General features: G+C 62.3%; 16 protein-coding genes and 2 pseudogenes. 10 read left to right on the forward strand and 8 right to left on the reverse strand.

The genetic code is table 11. The features are described from left to right. Nucleotides 1–187: 187 nt before the first annotated feature. A pseudogene (locus tag ACZ1HK_RS03180) lies at nucleotides 188–1,566 on the forward strand (M20/M25/M40 family metallo-hydrolase). A 179-nt stretch (nucleotides 1,567–1,745) separates the two neighbouring features. On the opposite strand, the gene ACZ1HK_RS03185 reads toward ACZ1HK_RS03180, so the two are convergent. The 4 genes from ACZ1HK_RS03185 to ACZ1HK_RS03200 are packed head-to-tail and all read right to left on the reverse strand — an operon-like array spanning nucleotide 1,746 to nucleotide 4,715. Beyond that, nucleotides 1,746–3,107, reverse strand: a complete 1,362-nt coding sequence (locus tag ACZ1HK_RS03185; protein ID WP_472627422.1) for an MATE family efflux transporter — start codon at nucleotides 3,105–3,107, stop codon at nucleotides 1,746–1,748. A gap of 42 nt (nucleotides 3,108–3,149) precedes the next feature. Next, complete coding sequence (locus ACZ1HK_RS03190; protein WP_472627423.1) at nucleotides 3,150–4,055, reverse strand: nickel/cobalt transporter; 906 nt, start codon at nucleotides 4,053–4,055, stop codon at nucleotides 3,150–3,152. Continuing rightward, nucleotides 4,055–4,363, reverse strand: a complete 309-nt coding sequence (locus ACZ1HK_RS03195) for a DUF1007 family protein (RefSeq protein WP_472627424.1) — start codon at nucleotides 4,361–4,363, stop codon at nucleotides 4,055–4,057. Before ACZ1HK_RS03195 ends, ACZ1HK_RS03190 begins: the two co-directional genes overlap by 1 nt. Beyond that, nucleotides 4,269–4,715: a DUF1007 family protein gene (locus ACZ1HK_RS03200; RefSeq protein ID WP_472627425.1), complete on the reverse strand. Its 447-nt coding sequence runs from the start codon at nucleotides 4,713–4,715 to the stop codon at nucleotides 4,269–4,271. The genes ACZ1HK_RS03195 and ACZ1HK_RS03200 overlap by 95 nt, the downstream gene beginning before the upstream one ends. Nucleotides 4,716–4,986: 271 nt before the next feature. Between ACZ1HK_RS03200 and ACZ1HK_RS03205 the strand changes: the two genes are divergently transcribed. The 5 genes and pseudogenes from ACZ1HK_RS03205 to ACZ1HK_RS03225 all read left to right on the forward strand — a co-directional run bounded on the left by ACZ1HK_RS03205 (nucleotide 4,987) and on the right by ACZ1HK_RS03225 (nucleotide 9,725). Continuing rightward, nucleotides 4,987–5,529, forward strand: coding sequence for a hypothetical protein (locus tag ACZ1HK_RS03205; protein ID WP_472627426.1), 543 nt, complete (start codon nucleotides 4,987–4,989; stop codon nucleotides 5,527–5,529). Continuing rightward, complete coding sequence (locus tag ACZ1HK_RS03210; RefSeq protein WP_472627427.1) at nucleotides 5,526–6,062, forward strand: hypothetical protein; 537 nt, start codon at nucleotides 5,526–5,528, stop codon at nucleotides 6,060–6,062. The genes ACZ1HK_RS03205 and ACZ1HK_RS03210 overlap by 4 nt, the downstream gene beginning before the upstream one ends. A gap of 303 nt (nucleotides 6,063–6,365) precedes the next feature. Continuing rightward, nucleotides 6,366–6,899, forward strand: a complete 534-nt coding sequence (locus ACZ1HK_RS03215; protein WP_472627428.1) for a hypothetical protein — start codon at nucleotides 6,366–6,368, stop codon at nucleotides 6,897–6,899. Nucleotides 6,900–7,214: 315 nt separating this feature from the next. Beyond that, nucleotides 7,215–9,178: pseudogene (gene parE, locus ACZ1HK_RS03220) on the forward strand (DNA topoisomerase IV subunit B). A 106-nt stretch (nucleotides 9,179–9,284) separates the two neighbouring features. Further along, nucleotides 9,285–9,725: a hypothetical protein gene (locus ACZ1HK_RS03225; RefSeq protein WP_472627429.1), complete on the forward strand. Its 441-nt coding sequence runs from the start codon at nucleotides 9,285–9,287 to the stop codon at nucleotides 9,723–9,725. 764 nt (nucleotides 9,726–10,489) lie between these two features. Here the strand turns inward: ACZ1HK_RS03225 and ACZ1HK_RS03230 are convergent. Next, nucleotides 10,490–11,032, reverse strand: coding sequence for an REP-associated tyrosine transposase (locus ACZ1HK_RS03230; RefSeq protein WP_472627430.1), 543 nt, complete (start codon nucleotides 11,030–11,032; stop codon nucleotides 10,490–10,492). Between the two features lie 260 nt (nucleotides 11,033–11,292). On the opposite strand from ACZ1HK_RS03230, the gene ACZ1HK_RS03235 reads away from it, so the two are divergent. The 4 genes from ACZ1HK_RS03235 to ACZ1HK_RS03250 all read left to right on the forward strand — a co-directional run bounded on the left by ACZ1HK_RS03235 (nucleotide 11,293) and on the right by ACZ1HK_RS03250 (nucleotide 13,338). Then, nucleotides 11,293–11,595, forward strand: a complete 303-nt coding sequence (locus ACZ1HK_RS03235; protein WP_472627431.1) for a YybH family protein — start codon at nucleotides 11,293–11,295, stop codon at nucleotides 11,593–11,595. 124 nt (nucleotides 11,596–11,719) lie between these two features. After that, entirely contained in the window at nucleotides 11,720–12,127 is a 408-nt protein-coding gene (locus ACZ1HK_RS03240; protein ID WP_472627432.1) for a PaaI family thioesterase, read from the forward strand. 84 nt (nucleotides 12,128–12,211) lie between these two features. Then, entirely contained in the window at nucleotides 12,212–12,898 is a 687-nt protein-coding gene (locus ACZ1HK_RS03245) for a hypothetical protein (protein WP_472627433.1), read from the forward strand. Continuing rightward, nucleotides 12,898–13,338 (forward strand): DMT family transporter, encoded by a 441-nt coding sequence (locus tag ACZ1HK_RS03250; protein ID WP_472627434.1) that lies wholly within the window; start codon nucleotides 12,898–12,900, stop codon nucleotides 13,336–13,338. The genes ACZ1HK_RS03245 and ACZ1HK_RS03250 overlap by 1 nt, the downstream gene beginning before the upstream one ends. Nucleotides 13,339–13,398: 60 nt before the next feature. Here the strand turns inward: ACZ1HK_RS03250 and ACZ1HK_RS03255 are convergent, their stop codons facing one another. Genes ACZ1HK_RS03255 through ACZ1HK_RS03265 form a run of 3 tightly spaced genes read right to left on the reverse strand, consistent with a single transcriptional unit; the run spans nucleotide 13,399 to nucleotide 16,159 of the window. Beyond that, on the reverse strand, nucleotides 13,399–13,530 hold the full coding sequence (locus tag ACZ1HK_RS03255) for an ABC transporter C-terminal domain-containing protein (RefSeq protein ID WP_472627435.1): 132 nt from the start codon (nucleotides 13,528–13,530) through the stop codon (nucleotides 13,399–13,401). After that, nucleotides 13,511–15,148 carry an ABC-F family ATP-binding cassette domain-containing protein gene (locus tag ACZ1HK_RS03260; RefSeq protein WP_472627436.1) on the reverse strand — a complete coding sequence of 546 codons (1,638 nt, stop codon included), beginning with the start codon at nucleotides 15,146–15,148 and terminating at the stop codon, nucleotides 13,511–13,513. Before ACZ1HK_RS03260 ends, ACZ1HK_RS03255 begins: the two co-directional genes overlap by 20 nt. Before the next feature lie 39 nt (nucleotides 15,149–15,187). Next, on the reverse strand, nucleotides 15,188–16,159 hold the full coding sequence (locus ACZ1HK_RS03265; RefSeq protein ID WP_472627437.1) for a DUF3179 domain-containing protein: 972 nt from the start codon (nucleotides 16,157–16,159) through the stop codon (nucleotides 15,188–15,190). Nucleotides 16,160–16,170: the final 11 nt, after the last annotated feature.

The raw sequence follows: 16,170 nt of genomic DNA on the forward strand, positions 1-16,170 counted from the left end.
TCTATCCCTGGCTGTCTGGTGTGTCCCTGCCCGTGACGGGCGTGATAGCGGTACGCTATCGCATACAGTGCAGAAACCCATCTCACAGGCGTTCACATTCGCGGGAGCCGCAGTCGCAGCAGATTGGTTGCACCCCGCACGACAAGCGCCCAAGTTGCGGAAAATCCCAACCCCAATCGGAGGTCCCATGTCCCTCGACGCCGTTCTCGCCCGCATCGACCAAGATCTCGACGCCGCCACCGCGCGCCTGTTTGACCTGCTGCGCATCCGCTCCATCTCCACCGACCCGGCCTATGATGCTGATGTCGGCCGCGCCGCCGATTGGCTGGCGGAGGAATTGTCGGGTCTGGGGTTTGAGGCGTCGGTCCGCCCCACAACCGGTCATCCGATGGTTGTGGCCCACGGCAGCGATGACGGGCCACATGTCCTGTTTTACGGCCATTATGATGTGCAGCCGGTCGATCCGCTGGAGTTGTGGAACCGTGACCCCTTCGATCCGGTGATCGAGGATCAGAACGGCACGCCCGTGATACGCGCGCGGGGTGCCGCCGACGACAAGGGCCAGTTGATGACCTTTGTGGAGGCCTGCCGCGCCTGGAAGGCCGAAACGGGCAAGCTACCGGCAAAAGTCACGATATTCCTGGAAGGCGAAGAAGAAAGCGGCTCCCCCTCGCTGGTGCCGTTTCTTGAGGAAAACGCGGACGAGCTGAAGGCCGAGGTCGCGTTGATCTGTGACACAGGCCTCTATGCCGATGGCGTGCCGGGGATCGTGACCCAGCTGCGCGGCATGTTGCAGGAAGAGATCACGGTGACCGGCCCCCGCATCGACCTGCACTCGGGCATGTTCGGCGGCGTCGCGATGAACCCGATCCGCGTGCTGAACCGTGTGCTGGCCAATCTGCACGACGATCACGGCGTGATCCAGGTGCCCGGCTTCTACGATGGCATCCCGGAACTGGAACCGGACCTGAAAGCCCAATGGGACGGGCTTGGCTTTGACGCAGAGGCCTTCCTGGGCCCCGTGGGCCTCAGCCACCCGGCCGGCGAAGTGGGCCGCCCGGGGCTTGAGATGATCTGGTCGCGCCCCACCGCAGAAGTGAACGGCATCTGGGGCGGCTATACCGGCGCCGGCTTCAAGACCGTGCTGCCGTCTGAGGCCCATGCCAAGATCAGCTTCCGGCTGGTTGCAGGGCAAGACCCGCTGCGCCTGCGCGAGAATTTCCGCGATTGGGTGCTGGCGCAGATGCCGCCCGATTGCTCTGTCAGCTTCAAGGAACACGGCGCCTCCCCTGCCGGGCTGATGGACACAAGCCATCCGATATTCGAGAAGGCAAGAGAGGCGCTTGTCAGACGAATGGCCCGCAGAGGCCGCCTTTATCGGCTGCGGCGGATCGATCCCGGTTGCGGGGTATTTCAAGACGATCCTGGGCATGGATTCTGGTGCTGGCCGGTTTCGGCAAGGATGATGATGCGATCCATTCGCCGAACGAAAAGTACGATGTGGAGAGCTTTCATAAGGGCATCCGATCCTGGGCGCGTGTGTTGGGCAAGCTGGCCGACGGCTAAGGGACAGACAGATAAAGGAATTGCGCCGACTGCGTCGTCGCCGGGGGCAGCTTTCCAAGGGAAATCTGCTTTTGCCAAACGGAGGCCTTCTCGCGGAATGGCGCGGTCGTCGGGGGGCTGTCTGCCCCCCACGCGCTGGCGCGCGCCCCCGAAGGTATTTTTGAAACAAGGAAGGCGGGTCAGGCCGCTTGCTGTGCGGGGGCGAGCGCCGTGGCCAGACTGCGGAAGCGCAGGATCAGGACGAGCCCTGCCCCCGCGAGGCCAATGGCAAGACCCGCCCAGATCCCCTCGCCCGCAAAGCCCAGCGGGAAGCCGAGAGCGTAGGCCAGCGGCACGCCGATGATCCAATAGGCCACAAAGGCGTAGAGCATCGGGATCGTCGTGTCCTGCAGGCCACGCAACAGGCCCAGAGCCATGACTTGCGCCGCATCGGCCAGTTGAAAGAAGCAGGCCACGATCAGAAGGCTGACGCCAATGGCGATGATCTGCGGGCGCAACGGGTCGCTGGGATCCACGAAAAGGCCCACAAGCGGGGCCGCGGCGGCAATCAGCAGCGCGATAGTGGCGGCCACCATCAGCGCCGACAAAAGCAGGGCCGCCCAGGCTGCGCGGCGCAGGCCGACAGGATCGCCGAGGCTCCATGCCCGGCCCACCCGGATCGTGGCGGCGGAACTCAGGCCGATATGCACCATGAACGTGACCGAAATGATCTGCAGCGCGATGCCATGGGCGGCAAGCTCCAGCGTTCCGATCCAGCCCATCAGGATCATCGTCGCCATGAACAGCCCCGCCTCGGACAACAGTGTGACGGCGATGGGCGCGCCCAGCCGGAAGACCTGCCCCATCGCCTCCCAATCCGGGCGCCAGAAGCGGACGAACAGCGCATAGACCCGCATGCCGGGACCGCGCGCCGCGTAGAGGACGAGGATGGCGAAAATCAGAAGATGCGTGCCAAGCGAGGCGATGGCCGCCCCCTTGATGCCGAGTTCTGGCGCGCCAAGATTGCCAAAGATCAGCACCCAGTTGACGAAGGCGTTCAGCACCAAACCGCCCAGCCAGGCCCAAAGCACGATGCCGGGGCGGTCCAGTGCGCTGAGATGCGATCGCAGCGCGATGAGAAGCACACCGGGCCAAATCGCGAGGCCCGCAATGCGCAGATAGCTTTGCGCATCGGCCGCGACCTGCGGGTCTTGCCGGGCCTCAAGCAGGATGGCCTCCGAAAACCAGAAAAGCGGCAGGGACAAAGCCCCGAATGCGATGCCGATCCAAAGCCCCATCCGTGTGACGCGCCGCACCTGCACCGCATCCTCTTTCGCCGCAGCCGCCGCAACCATCGGCATAACCGCCAGCGAAAAGCCCATTCCCATGATCAGGATCAGGTGGAAATAGCTCGACCCAAGCGCGACCGCCGCCAATTCCTCGACCCCATACCACCCCATCATGACGGTATCTGTCACGCCGATGAAGGTTTGGGCCAATTGCCCGCCGATCAGGGGCAGGCCGAGTTTCAGCGTGGCGCGGATATGCTCGGCGAATGTCATGGGCGCGGCTTACGCCCATGGTGCCCAACCGACAAGTCGCGTTCAAAGCGCGGCGATGGCCAATTGAGTTGCAAGCCCCACGATGATCGCGCCGACCACCAACTCGATCCAGGGCTGCACCCGTGCGAGGGCCGCTCCGCCTGCGAGGCCCGCAAGCACGCCCTGCCGCAATCCGACCGAGGCAAGCGCCACAGCCACCGTGACAGATGCCGTTCCCAGCGACATCGCAACGGTGCCCGCGACCCCGGCCCAGAACACGCCCAGTTGCGCGGTCAGGATCAGCAAGAAAAGCGCGCCGGTACAGGGGCGGATCGCAATGGCGGCGATCAGGGCCGCGACCTCGCGCGGGCTTGTTGCCTTTGCCAGCGCCTCCGGGTCAGGGCCATGGGCATGGCCGCAGGTGGAGCAGGTCTGCCCGTCGCCCGTATGGGCGTGATCATGGTCATGGGTGTGCCCCGCTGCGCGCCGCGCGCGCCACAGACCACGCGCGCCCCGAACGGCCAGCCACAGGCCCACCAGCGCAATGGCGGCAAAACTCAGCGGCGCAAACAGGCGATCCGCGCTCTCGGTCATCTGCTCGCGGCTCCACCCGACCAGCCACAGGCCCACGCCTACAAGCGCCACCGCCGTCAGCCCCTGCGCCAGGCTGGAGGCCAATGCCACACCCGAAAGCCGCCATGCGCCCACCGCACGCGCCGCCCCATAGCCGCCGATCAACAGCTTTCCGTGGCCCGGCCCCGCCGCGTGAAAGAAGCCGTATCCGAAGCAGATCGACATCAGCCCAAAGACGGCGGCAGGGTCCCCGGCGCGCAACCGGCGCAAGGCGGCCGCCATCGCCTCCTGTGCGGCGCGCTGGCCCTCCAGCGCCCATGCGGTCACAACCCTGTCACCGCCCGAGAGCCAAAACCATAGACCCAGCACCAGCACCAGCACGGCTGCGGCGGCCATCACCCACCGCATTCAAACACAACCCTGTCTGCGAAATACGCGCCGACGGGCGGAAAATTGTCTTCCGCCGCCACGGCCCCGCCGATCTCCTCCATCGCGGCATCCAGCGCCGCATAGGCCGCGTCCAGATCCGCGCGGACCAGCTCCGGCACACATTCCGCCCCCTCGACCGCCATCTGACCGGTCATCTCGAAGGCGATGTAGAACTCCGGATCATAGGCCTGCGCCACCACGGGGCCGTCCCCGCCGGGATCGCTGACAGGGCGGCGATGGGTCGTGCGTATCTGCCCCTCGCCCACCAATTCCATTGAAAGCGCCTCGGGCGCGCCGATCTGCAAGCGCAACATCGCCCCGGCGCAGCTCCAGCCCGCCTTCAAAGCCGCTGTTCCAGTTCAGGTCAAAGCCAAGTGTCGCCTCAACCTCCGCCGCGGTCAGGGCCAGGTCGAAATCCTCGTCCAGCCCGTAATCCTCCAGCAAGATCAGCGAATAGAGCCCATCGTAAAGCCAGGTGACCTCCACCGCCGTCACCCGCCCCTCTTCCACGATCAGCCGCAAACCGGCGTCAATGAAGATATGAGGATGCGCGCTCGACGCGCCCGGCCACAGGGCAGGCACGCACGCAATCGTCACCGCGCGGATCAACTGACGGAATACATGCATGGCCGTGTGTATCGGTCGGCCATCCGGGCGGGGCAAGGGCCGTTTTGCACCGCTCGGCACACAATTGCGCAGCGATTGTCCACGAATGGCCCGGCAATTGTTCTCGGCTGGCGCCCAATGCGCCACATTCCTGCCCGCTTCTGGGCGCATAACTTTTGTTGCAAAGTAACGAAAGCCCAAGTCCGTGAGTATCTGTATCCAGTTTAGTGCCTTCGCAGTCGAAGAACGTGGCGCAATCACAACCGATTGGACCGCGTTAACAGGTCTTGCCGTGGGCTTCGCGCTGGCCACGGCCGCCGTGTTTACGGATATCAATGGAATGGTCGCAGGCAATATGAATGCAGAACTTGCTGACGGCGACCTTGCGGATGACTGGCCGCACTACATCTCGGAACACTTCGGTCCGCTGATTGACTCCGGTTACCTGACCGAAGGCCAGGCTGCTTATCTGCACAGCGATGCCTTTGACATGATGAACCACGAAGTCCTCTCGCGCCTCGAAGCCGGCATCGCGGCCATCGAAAACGGAACCATCACTGCATCTGAACTCGCCGAACTCGTCGCAATCGCGTCCGTCGCGCACCAGCGCAACCTCGTCCCGGATGCGCTGCTGGACGAACATTTCGGCTTTGACAGCGGCGATGCCTCGTACATGACCGCCTCGAATGCCCCCGATGCGGGCGACACCCCCTATTCCGGCCCGTCGTGCAACCAAGGCAACGGTGGCGGCAACGGCCAAGGCTGTATCAACGGTGGCGGCAACGGAAACGGCAACAACGGTAATGGCAACGGCAATAACGGGCCAACAGGATGACACAGTCTGTTCAAAACCAACCACGCCCAACGCGCTACTTCGCTGATTTTCTTTCGGCCGAAGACGGTGTGACGACCACCGACTGGGTCGCCTTGGCCGCGCTTTGCGTTGGTCTTGCCATGGCCACCAACGATGAGCTGACCGATGTTTTCAACCTGGTCGCAAGCCAGGTGGATGGCGAGATGCGCGACCGGCAGATGCAGGACGATTGGGTAGAATTCTACGCCAGCCATTTCCAGCCCATGCTGGAAGCCGGCGCCCTGGACGAAGCAACCGCCGCGGGTTTCCACGATCTGGCCGGCGGGATGATGAACCACACGCTGATGTCAGAGCTTGAAGCCGGCCTCGAGCAGTTGGAAAACGATGTTCTGACCAGCGAACAGCTTGGCCAGTTGATCTCGATCGCCTCGATCGCGCGACAACGTAATCTCGTCGACCCGGCGGTTCTGGATTACTACTTCGGCTTTGACGGGTCAGATCCCTATTACATGTCGACTGCAAGCGCCCCACAGGCGCCCTCGCAGACAAGCTGAAAATGCCAAAATGCGCGCGCTCCTTTGAGGGAAAGCGCGGTCTGTACACCTCTGGCCATGTGGTACCGAAGCGATCCGACCCCTCGCGTGAATGCTGCCCTGCGATGATCACAAACCGGTTTCAAATCACAGTCGAACCCTACCCGCCCCAGCGGCCACAAAAATGACACCAACGACATCTAGGGAGAAAGCAAAGCACCAAAAACAGAACAAGATACGAAACCAGCCCTTGACTATGGGCCAGACGATAAACGCGTAAAATAACCGAAAATCGTCAAATCAGAGCGGCAAAGGCAAAGAAAAATGCTGACCTACCTTTCTTCGGAAGTGATTTGGATGCGGGTGCGCGCATTCGTGACGAAACAAAACGGCGCCATGACCGTCAGCTGGGTCAGCTTGTCGGCAGCAGCGATCGGGTTTGCAATGGCAACGGCGGCCCTCATGCGGGATCACTCCGCTTTCGTGTCCGGCAACATGAATGACGAACTGGCCGGCGGCGACATATCCGACGGGTGGCCGAACTACACCTACGACCATTTTGCGCCGTTGATCGAAGCGGGCGCTTTGACGACGGAAGACGCTGAGGCCCTCCATGACACGGCGTTCGATTTGATGAACTATGAGGTCGCGAACCAGGTCGAGGCCGGGATCGCCGCTTTGGAAAACGGAACTATGACCCCTGAGGAACTGTCCGAACTCATTGCGCTCGGATCAATTGCCTATCATCGCAACCTGCTGAACGACGCAACGCTGGATCACTATTTCGGCTTTGACGGGGCGGATCCGTACTACTTGCAGACCACAACCGTCCCGCAAACACCGGCTGAGACGAGCTGACAGCACCGCGCATGCGCGGTTCCATGCTTGTTCACTGTTAGTATTGAGCCCGGCCAAGCCGGTATCGATGCCGATGCCGCCGTATTGGGTATCCGGCAGGTCAACCCTTTCCAGCCAATGCCGCCCGCAATTTCGCGAGGCGTTGGAAAAGTAAGACTCCCCCAGTTCGCACAATGCCTGTTCCCGGATCAGCGCGCCGCCCAGCCACTGCTTACAGGCGCCTGAGATATCGTTTGCGAAGCTGTGCAGGTCCCCTTCCCCTGCCCCCTAAACCTGCCATATTTGCCGAAACAGCCTACAATATAGAGCAGAGCCATGGCAGACGATCTCCTTTCGGGCCAGCCCGACGCGACAGCCTATGACGCCTCTTCCATTGAGGTGTTGGAAGGGTTGGAACCCGTCCGCAAACGCCCCGGCATGTACATCGGCGGCACCGATGAACGCGCGCTGCACCACCTTGTGGCCGAGGTGCTCGACAATTCCATGGACGAGGCCGTTGCAGGCCATGCCAACCGCATCGAAGTGACGCTCCATGCCGACTATCTCTGTCACCATCACCGACAACGGCCGCGGCATCCCCATCGATCCGCACCCGAAATTCCCCGACAAATCCGCGCTCGAAGTCATCCTTTGCACGCTGCACGCAGGCGGCAAATTCTCCGGCAAGGCCTACCAGACCTCCGGCGGCCTCCACGGTGTGGGCGTCTCTGTCGTCAACGCGCTGTCGGACCACGTCCGCGTCGAAGTCGCCCGCAACCGCGAGCTCTTCGCGCAAGACTTCTCCCGCGGCATCCCGCAAGGCCCCGTCCAGTCACTCGGCACCACCCCCAACCGCCGCGGCACCGCCGTCACCTTCCACGCCGACGAACAGATCTTCGGCTCCCACCGCTTCAAGCCCGCGCGGCTCCACAAAATGGTCCGCTCCAAGGCCTACCTCTTCTCCGGCGTCGAAATCCGCTGGAAGTCTGAGATCGACGATGGCGAAACCCCGACGGAGGCCACCTTCCACTTCCCCGGCGGCCTCTCCGACTACCTCAGCGAGACGCTCGGAACCGCGCCGGTCTATTCCGACAAACCCTTCGCCGGCAAAGTCGAATTCCAACCCCGCTTCGGCGTCCCCGGCTCCGTCGAATGGGCCATCAACTGGACCCCAACGCGCGACGGCTTCATGCAATCCTACTGTAACACCGTCCCCACACCCGAAGGCGGCACCCACGTCGCGGGCTTCTTCGCCGCCGTCCTCAAGGGCATCAAGGCTTACGGCGAGCTCGCCAACAACAAGAAGGCCGCCCATATCACCCGCGATGACCTCGCCGGCGGCGCCTGCGCGCTTGTAAGCTGCTTCATCTCCGAGCCCGAATTCGTCGGCCAAACCAAGGACCGCCTGGCGACGACCGAGGCCGGGCGCCTCGTCGAAGGCGCCGTCCGCGACCACCTCGACAATTGGCTGGGGCAGAACACCAAGGAAGCCGGCGCCATCCTCGATTTCCTCGTCCTGCGCGCCGAAGAACGCCTCCGCCGCCGGCAGGAGAAGGAGACCGCGCGCAAATCCGCCACCAAGAAACTCCGCCTCCCCGGCAAGCTCGTCGATTGCTCCCAAACCGCCCGTGAAGGCACCGAGCTGTTCATCGTCGAAGGCGACAGCGCCGGCGGCTCCGCCAAGATGGCCCGCGACCGCAAGACCCAAGCCCTCCTGCCGCTGCGCGGCAAGATCCTCAACGTCCTGGGTGCTGCCTCCGCGAAACTCACCTCCAACGCCGAAATCTCCGACCTCACGCAGGCCCTCGGCGTCGGCCTCGGCACGAAGTTCAACATCGACGACCTGCGCTACGACAAGATCATCATCATGACCGACGCGGATGTCGACGGCGCCCATATCGCGTCGCCTCCTGATGACCTTCTTCTTCACTCAGATGCGCCCGATGATCGATCAGGGCCACCTCTATCTCGCCTGCCCGCCCTCTTCCGCCTCACCCAAGGCGCGCAAACGCGTCTATTGCATTGATGAGGCCGAGCGTGACGAATGGCTCGCCAAAGGTCTGGGCGGCAAAGGAAAAATCGACGTCTCCCGCTTCAAGGGCCTCGGCGAAATGGACGCCAAGGACCTGAAAGAAACCACGATGGACGTCAAAACCCGCAAACTCATCCGCGTCACTGTCGACGACGATGTGCCGGGCGAAACCGGCGACCTCGTCGAGCGCCTCATGGGCAAAAAACCCGAACTCCGCTTCCAATACATCCAGGAGAACGCCCGTTTCGTTGAGGAACTTGATGTATAGCCCACTTACCGGAGTCACAAAAAAGCGTGTGACGGGGTTCCCGTTCGAGGCGCAGGCGAGAGGCAGGGAAACCCGTCTCGAAAAAGCCGGAAAGTGGGGAACCCTCGTGGCTCTTGTCGCAACCCTCACCGCCTGCGCCAGCGCCCCCGAAACCCTCATCATGTCGCGGCGCACGGGCCTCACCGGCACCGGCGACATCACCCAAACCGTCCTGCGCAATTCCGGCGAGATGACGATCCAGACCCAATACGAGACCTTCACCGGCCGCTGGGTCGCCGTCCGCGAGGGCGCCAATCAGGGGCTTGAGCTGCTACAGAGCGCCGCCGGAGGCTCCATCCTCCGCGAAACCGCCTCCATCCTCGCCGACACCGAAGCGGGCTTTGGCACGGCGATCTTAACGAGCGATGGAGGCCGGTGCATGCGCTGCGAATTCCGCTACACGGGCGTGAACATCACGGCGATCGGGGTGTGCGAGACGACTGACGGCGAAGTGTTTGATTTGCAGGTGACGTTGAGGGGAAATGTCCCGATTGGTTACCAGTTCTAGTCCACAATCCTAGTTAATCTGATGCCACGCAAGAGTCGTCAGAGTGACGTGGCTCATTGCTGTAGGAGTTGTTGCGCCTTTCATGTTCTCCAACACTGGCGCTTGTCTCAGTGCAATGTCGGTGACTTTCGTGTCAGCGATTGTAGAGGACTTCGTTGACGTGCTTGTGAACACGGTGCTCCGGCGTACGCATCCAGATGCATCGCCGGAATCTGGTCACACGAGGTCACTATTCGATGCGGGTCAATCTCGGAGATGCAAATGGCCCAAGAAGCTAATGTCTTGTCTTCAAGAAGCTACCGGAGAACTTTGGGTCTACAGTCATGATCGCAGGACATTCATTTCCGGTAGTGACGCAAGATCGGAATGGATGAACTTAACGAATGGGCCGACGGAAGCCAAAGCTACGAGGGTCGCAGAGGCATTGTCGCTTTGGCCGCGGAGGAAGCACTATATGGCAGCAGCAGCCGAACTGGAGGCAGTGCAGGCGGCACAAGATCGGAAGTTTGGGCTTCGCAACAACCGATGCTTGCTCGATAGGACGTTTTTACGCTGCTGGCCATCAACTGACCAACCGAAAACTATGCAATCCTAGCTCGCGAAGAGATCGGCAGACGTGATTAAGCCGGAAGCGTAGGGTGGGTGAAACCCACCATCCGAACACGAATCCTCACGCGCCTGCCATGCGGCAATTCGCGCACCTGACCGAACAACCCGAACCTCCACTCTCAACGGCAACACACCGGTCACCGGGTCTTGACCACCTACGTGCCACCATCGGTGGGTTTCACCCACTCTACACCCACACCGTCAAATCCCCCATGACGGCAATGCGCCGTTGCCCGTACCTCCCGATGCACCGACGAATACGGCCAATCCACCGCCCGCGCGACCAACCCGTGTTTCACCGGATTGCCCCACACATACCGCAACGCCATCGCCAACTCCGCCTCATCGCGGATGTTGCGCTCCCAAAACCGCCGCTGCCATATTCCGGCCTCGCCTCTCGCCCGCTTGCTGGAACTGCGATTCCGGCAATCCCCAATGCGAACCGAAAAGCCGCGTTTGATTTTCTTCCAACGCGTCGAGAAGTCGGCGTCGCCTTCTGGCAAGGTCCAGATCGTGTGCAGATGATCGGGCAAGACCACAACCGCGCGGGTCTGAAATGGCATATCTTTCGCCACGTCACGATACGCCGCCCGCAAATCGTCGATCCGCGACACCAACAGGTCATCGCCACGAATGGCCAAATTTACGGTGAAGAAATATGTGCCACCGGGCACCCGCAATCGGCGATAGTTGGACATGGGCAGACCATGCCGCGAACTTGGTTAACGTCTGGGTTTCGAATGGTGGGTTTCACCCACCCTACATGCTGTCCGCAAGGTGGGCGAAACCCACCAAGAACTCGCTCGCTCTCACCTTAACAAACCGTTAAAAATCCCTTTCCCAAACAAAGCCAACACCTTAACCCCCGGTTGCAACGCTTGACAACTCACCCCCCTTGCCACACCCCACCTCCCGCGCCCACACTCACGCCCATTGATTGACCCATAAGGAAGACCCCATGCGCGCCCTCCTGTTCTGCCTCGCCCTCCTCCTGCCCCTCGCGGCCCAGGCCCAATCGAACGACACCTCCAACCCCGTCATCGCCCGCATGGCCGCCCTCGTGGACGCCTACAACGCCCAGGACCTCGCCGCGATTGGCGCGATCTATGCGCCCGACGCCGTCCTCCTGCCGCCCGGTGAGGCCTCAATCCAGGGCCGCGATGCCATCGTCCAGCACTATGCAAACGCCATCCAATCGGGTGCCAGCGACGTTCAGTTCATGACCTTCGACATCACCGGCTCTCGACACCACCGCGGTTGAGATCGGCGAGACCATCGTGCAGGTCGGCGAGACAGCGCGTCGTGACCCGCTACATGCATCTGTGGGAGGTCATCGACGGCCAGATCCTTCTGGTCCGCGACATGTACCACGTGCTGGCCGTGCAATGACGCCCGCCGACGCGCAGGCCCTGCTCGCCGATCACTTCGCGCCCTGGGTCCTCGACCTCGAACCTCGCCGTGACCGAGATCACCGAAGGTCACACCACAACCCGAATGCCCCTCACACACGCGCCTCGCCCGCGTGGGCGGGCATCGTCAGCGGCCAGGCCCTCGCGGCCCAGGCCGACACAACGACGATCCTGGCCCTTGCCGGATACGTCGGTGATTTCGTCCCCGCAGGCACCGTCACGCTGGACACCCAATTCCTGCGCCCCGGCACCGGCACGGCCATCCTTTGCCGCGCCACGATCATCCGGGCCGGCAAATCCTGGCCTTCGCCCGCGCCGATCTTAGCGGCCGAGGACAGCGGCAAACCCGTCGCCACGGCCACGGCGACGCTCGCGCTGCCATAGCCGTGCACTACAATTGTAGTTACAGAATAATTACGGAAAAACTACAGGTTGAGGACTCGGTCAAAGCAGGTCACGATCCGGTCCATGCGGACCCTCTTTCTGATCCTCACGACGCTTGTTCTGGCCACCTGCGGCCGTCCCCTGACCGAGGCCGAGATCGCCTATATGGCCGAGATCCAGGGGCCCACATTCAACCCAAGGCCCGTGCGGATCGTGGAAAACCCGCTGGTCGGCATCTTCACGCAAATCTACCCAACACGTCCTCCAACCACCTGCCGGGAACGGATTTTTCCGCCACCCGACACGCCGACGGTCAGCGGCCAGACGGCGGGCATCGTGTTCTTCAACACCCTGCATCTGCGCGAAGATGTGGTCCTGCCCGACTATACACGGTTCGAGGATGGCACCCGCGGCCTCGTCGCGGCGATGTTCTTCGCCCACGAGATGACCCACATCTGGCAATGGCAGAACCGCGAGGTCACGAACTACCACCCCTTCCGCGCCTTCTGGGAACACGCAACCATCGAAGATCCTTACCTTTTTTCCAACGAAGACCCGCGCTCGTTTTTGTCCTACGGATACGAACAGCAAGCCTCACTCGTTGAAGAATATGTCTGTTGCCGCGCCCTCGATCCACAAGGCGCCCGCACCGCACGACTTGAGGCTTTGATCGGCCAGGTCATGCCCGTCACACCGCTGCAATCGCGCGCAGATGACACCGATATCCGCATCCCATGGGCAGACGCCCCAATTGGCGGGATTTGCTCCTGATGCCGACCCAAGCCCTCATCATGTTTGCCGCCGGGATCGGCATTCCCATCCTCGCGGCACTGAACGCGCGGTTGGGCGCCAATATCGGCTCACCTGCTGCGGCGGCAACGATCCTGTTTGTGGTCGCTCTGATCACCGCCGGTGTGACTGCGGCTGTGACGGGCTTAGAGCCGCTCCGCGAACTGCCCGGCCAGCCCAAGCACCTGTTCCTCGCGGGCGCATTGATCGCGTTCTACGTCCTGACGATCACCTATATTGCGCCGACTTTCGGCGTCGGAAACGCCGTGTTCTTCGTACTTTTGGGGCAGTTGGTCAGCGCGGCTGCCATTGACCATTTTGGCCTGTTCGGCGCGCAGGTCAGCCCGGTGTCCGGCCTGCGCCTGTTGGGGATCGCGGTCATGGCATCCGGCGTTGCCCTGACGCAGCTTGCCGCACGCTAACCGGCCTTTTCCTCAAGCTCCAGCCATTCCATTTCGGCGGCATCCAGCTTGGCCTGGCGTTCAGCTCAATGCATCTGTCGCCTTCTGCGCCTTGACAGGGTTTGACGTGTAAATCTCTGGATCTGATAGAAGATCGGACAGCTTCGCGATTTCAGCCTCCAGACGCTCAATCTCAGCCTGGCAAAGCTTCAAGGCGATGCTTTTCGGTGAAAGACAGTCCCGATTTCTTTGTCTTATCAGATGCTTCTACAGACCGCTTCTCAACCCTTGGCTTGGCCTTCTCAACCTTTTCAGGCGCGACCGCACCCTGTTGCGCAACCATATCCGTCCAACCGCCCGCATAGACCACGGCCCGCCCGGCACCTTCCAACGCAACCGTTGTGCTCGCCACACGGTCGAGGAAATCACGGTCGTGGCTCACCAAAAGAACTGTGCCGGGATATTCCCCCAGCAAATCTTGCAGAAGATCCAGCGTTTCGACGTCGAGGTCATTGGTCGGTTCGTCGAGCACCAACAGATTGCTCTCCCGCGCCATGATCCGCGCCAGCAAAAGCCGCGCCTTCTCGCCACCAGAGAGGGAGCGGACGGGCGCGCGGGCTTGTGCATCGTCGAACAAGAATTCCTTGAGATAGCCCACGACGTGCTTTGGCACGCCGCGCACCAGCACCTGATCGGCGCGGCCTTTCACGCCGACCTCTGGATCATTTGCGAGACTTTCCCAAAGCGTCGCATCGGGGTCGAGGGCCGAGCGGGTCTGATCAAACACCGCCATCTCGATCCCTGTGCCGTGGCTGACACTACCTGTGTCGGGCTCCAACGCACCCGTCAGCATCTTCAGAAGTGTCGTTTTGCCAGCGCCGTTAGGGCCTACAAACGCCACGCGATCCCCGCGCAAAACGCGCAGATCGAATGGTTTGAGAATATCCTTGCCGTCATAAGCCTTTGAGATGCCAACAGCCTCAATCACCTTCTTGCCCGATTGCGGCCCGGCCTCCAACGCCATGGCGGCCGTGCCCTGTCGCCTGATCATGGCGGAGCGTTCGGCGCGCAATTCGCCAAGGGCGCGGACCCGGCCCATGTTCCGCTTGCGGCGTGCGCTGATCCCTTCCACGGCCCATCGCGCCTCGGCCTTGATCTTGCGGTCGAGCTTGTGACGGGCCAGGTCCTCTTCCGCCCAGGTCGTATCGCGCCAGTCCTCAAAACGGTCGAACCCCTTGTCCATACGCCGAACGACCCCCCGGTCGAGCCAAAGGACACCGCGCGCCAAAGCGTTTAGGAAGGCCCGGTCGTGCGAGATCAGGATGAAGCCTGCCTTGGTTTGCTTCAGCTCTGACTCGAGCCACTGGATTGCCTCGATATCCAGGTGGTTCGTCGGCTCATCCAGCAACATAAGGTCGGGCGCTTCGGCCAAAAGCCGCGCCAGAGCCGCCCGGCGTCGTTCGCCACCAGAGGCCGCATCGACGGGCGCATCGAGCCGCAGTTTCAGCCCCTCTGCCGCGGCCTCGACACGCCATTCTTCGGACGGGCCGAGTGAGGCCAAAGCGAAATCGCGCAGTGTCTCGAATCCCGCGAAATCGGGGTCCTGCTCAAGAAACCCTACGCTTGTTCCATCGGGCAGCACGCGCAGGCCCTTATCAGCCTCGACCAGCCCGGCCATCACCTTCATCAACGTCGATTTGCCCGAGCCATTGCGCCCGACCAAAGCCATGCGGTCGCCCGCCTGCACCACAAGGTCAAGCGACGCAAAAACGGGATCGCCGCCGAAGGTCAGGGCAATGTCGGAAAGCTGCAAAAGTGGAGGTCTGGCCATGGCAGCCAGCTACGCGACGTGTGTTGGAGTTTCAATCCCTCAGCGCGCGCGCATCCAGGTTCCATCGGGCCAGAACGCATGGAACGCAAAGGCAAATATCACGTCGTGCGGGACGTCCTGACCGGATGCATTGCGCACCCGTATCTGCCCCACATCCCGACCGCTTGCGATCTGCGGAGTGTCGAGGGCCGAGGCCGCACCAGCCTGCCAGGTGATCGTCACCCCGGCCTCATTGACCGTGCCTTCCAACGCCAAACGTTCCAACGTCCAGGCCCGGTCGCCCACCCGCACAACGCGGGCGCGCGGGCTGATGCCGTGGGGCGGTTCTTCTCCGCTATAGAGAAATGGCCAGCCTGAGCTGTCGTAGCCCACGTAAGGATTGCGCCCGTAGGCCCGGCCATATCCACGCGGCTCAGCCATGACCACACCATCAGGATGGGCCGCTCGGAAGCTATCCCAGCTTTCCAGCCAGCCCGGCAATTCGCGCAGGCGCGTTCCGGCATGGACCCCGACGATGCCCTCCCCCACGGCCTGTTGCCACCAGCTTTCCGTTTCGCGGTCGTACATGATCATGTCGGAATGGCGCAGGTTACCCGAGACGCCAAAGCTGAGAACTTGCCCCTCGACGTCGCGGGCGAAAACCATCGCCGAATTGCAAAGCGGGCAATAGGTGACGGCAATGGGAAACCCGCCAACTTCATCGTTCACAATCTCATGCCAGGTCAGGTAGCGCAGCGGATAGGCGCGCGCGGCGGTGCCCTCGAAATCAACGGTCAGGACAGGCTCTGCCCCGTCCAGACCCCGCTCTCGTCCCACGGCAATCATGCGCGGGCCGTCGATGGCAGGGATCCCGTCACGCGGCACACCGCCCGAGCGGACTTCGCCCAGATCAATTGTTGCCGTGCTGAAATCGGTGTTGGGCCAGCCAGCGATCGGATCAAGCCCCTGCGCTTCAGCAGGTGATCCGGTCAGCACGCCAAATACGAGCAGCAACGCCAGTATTGTGCGCATAAGGCCCCTCC

The organism is Gymnodinialimonas sp. JB5-7 (assembly GCF_055693405.1).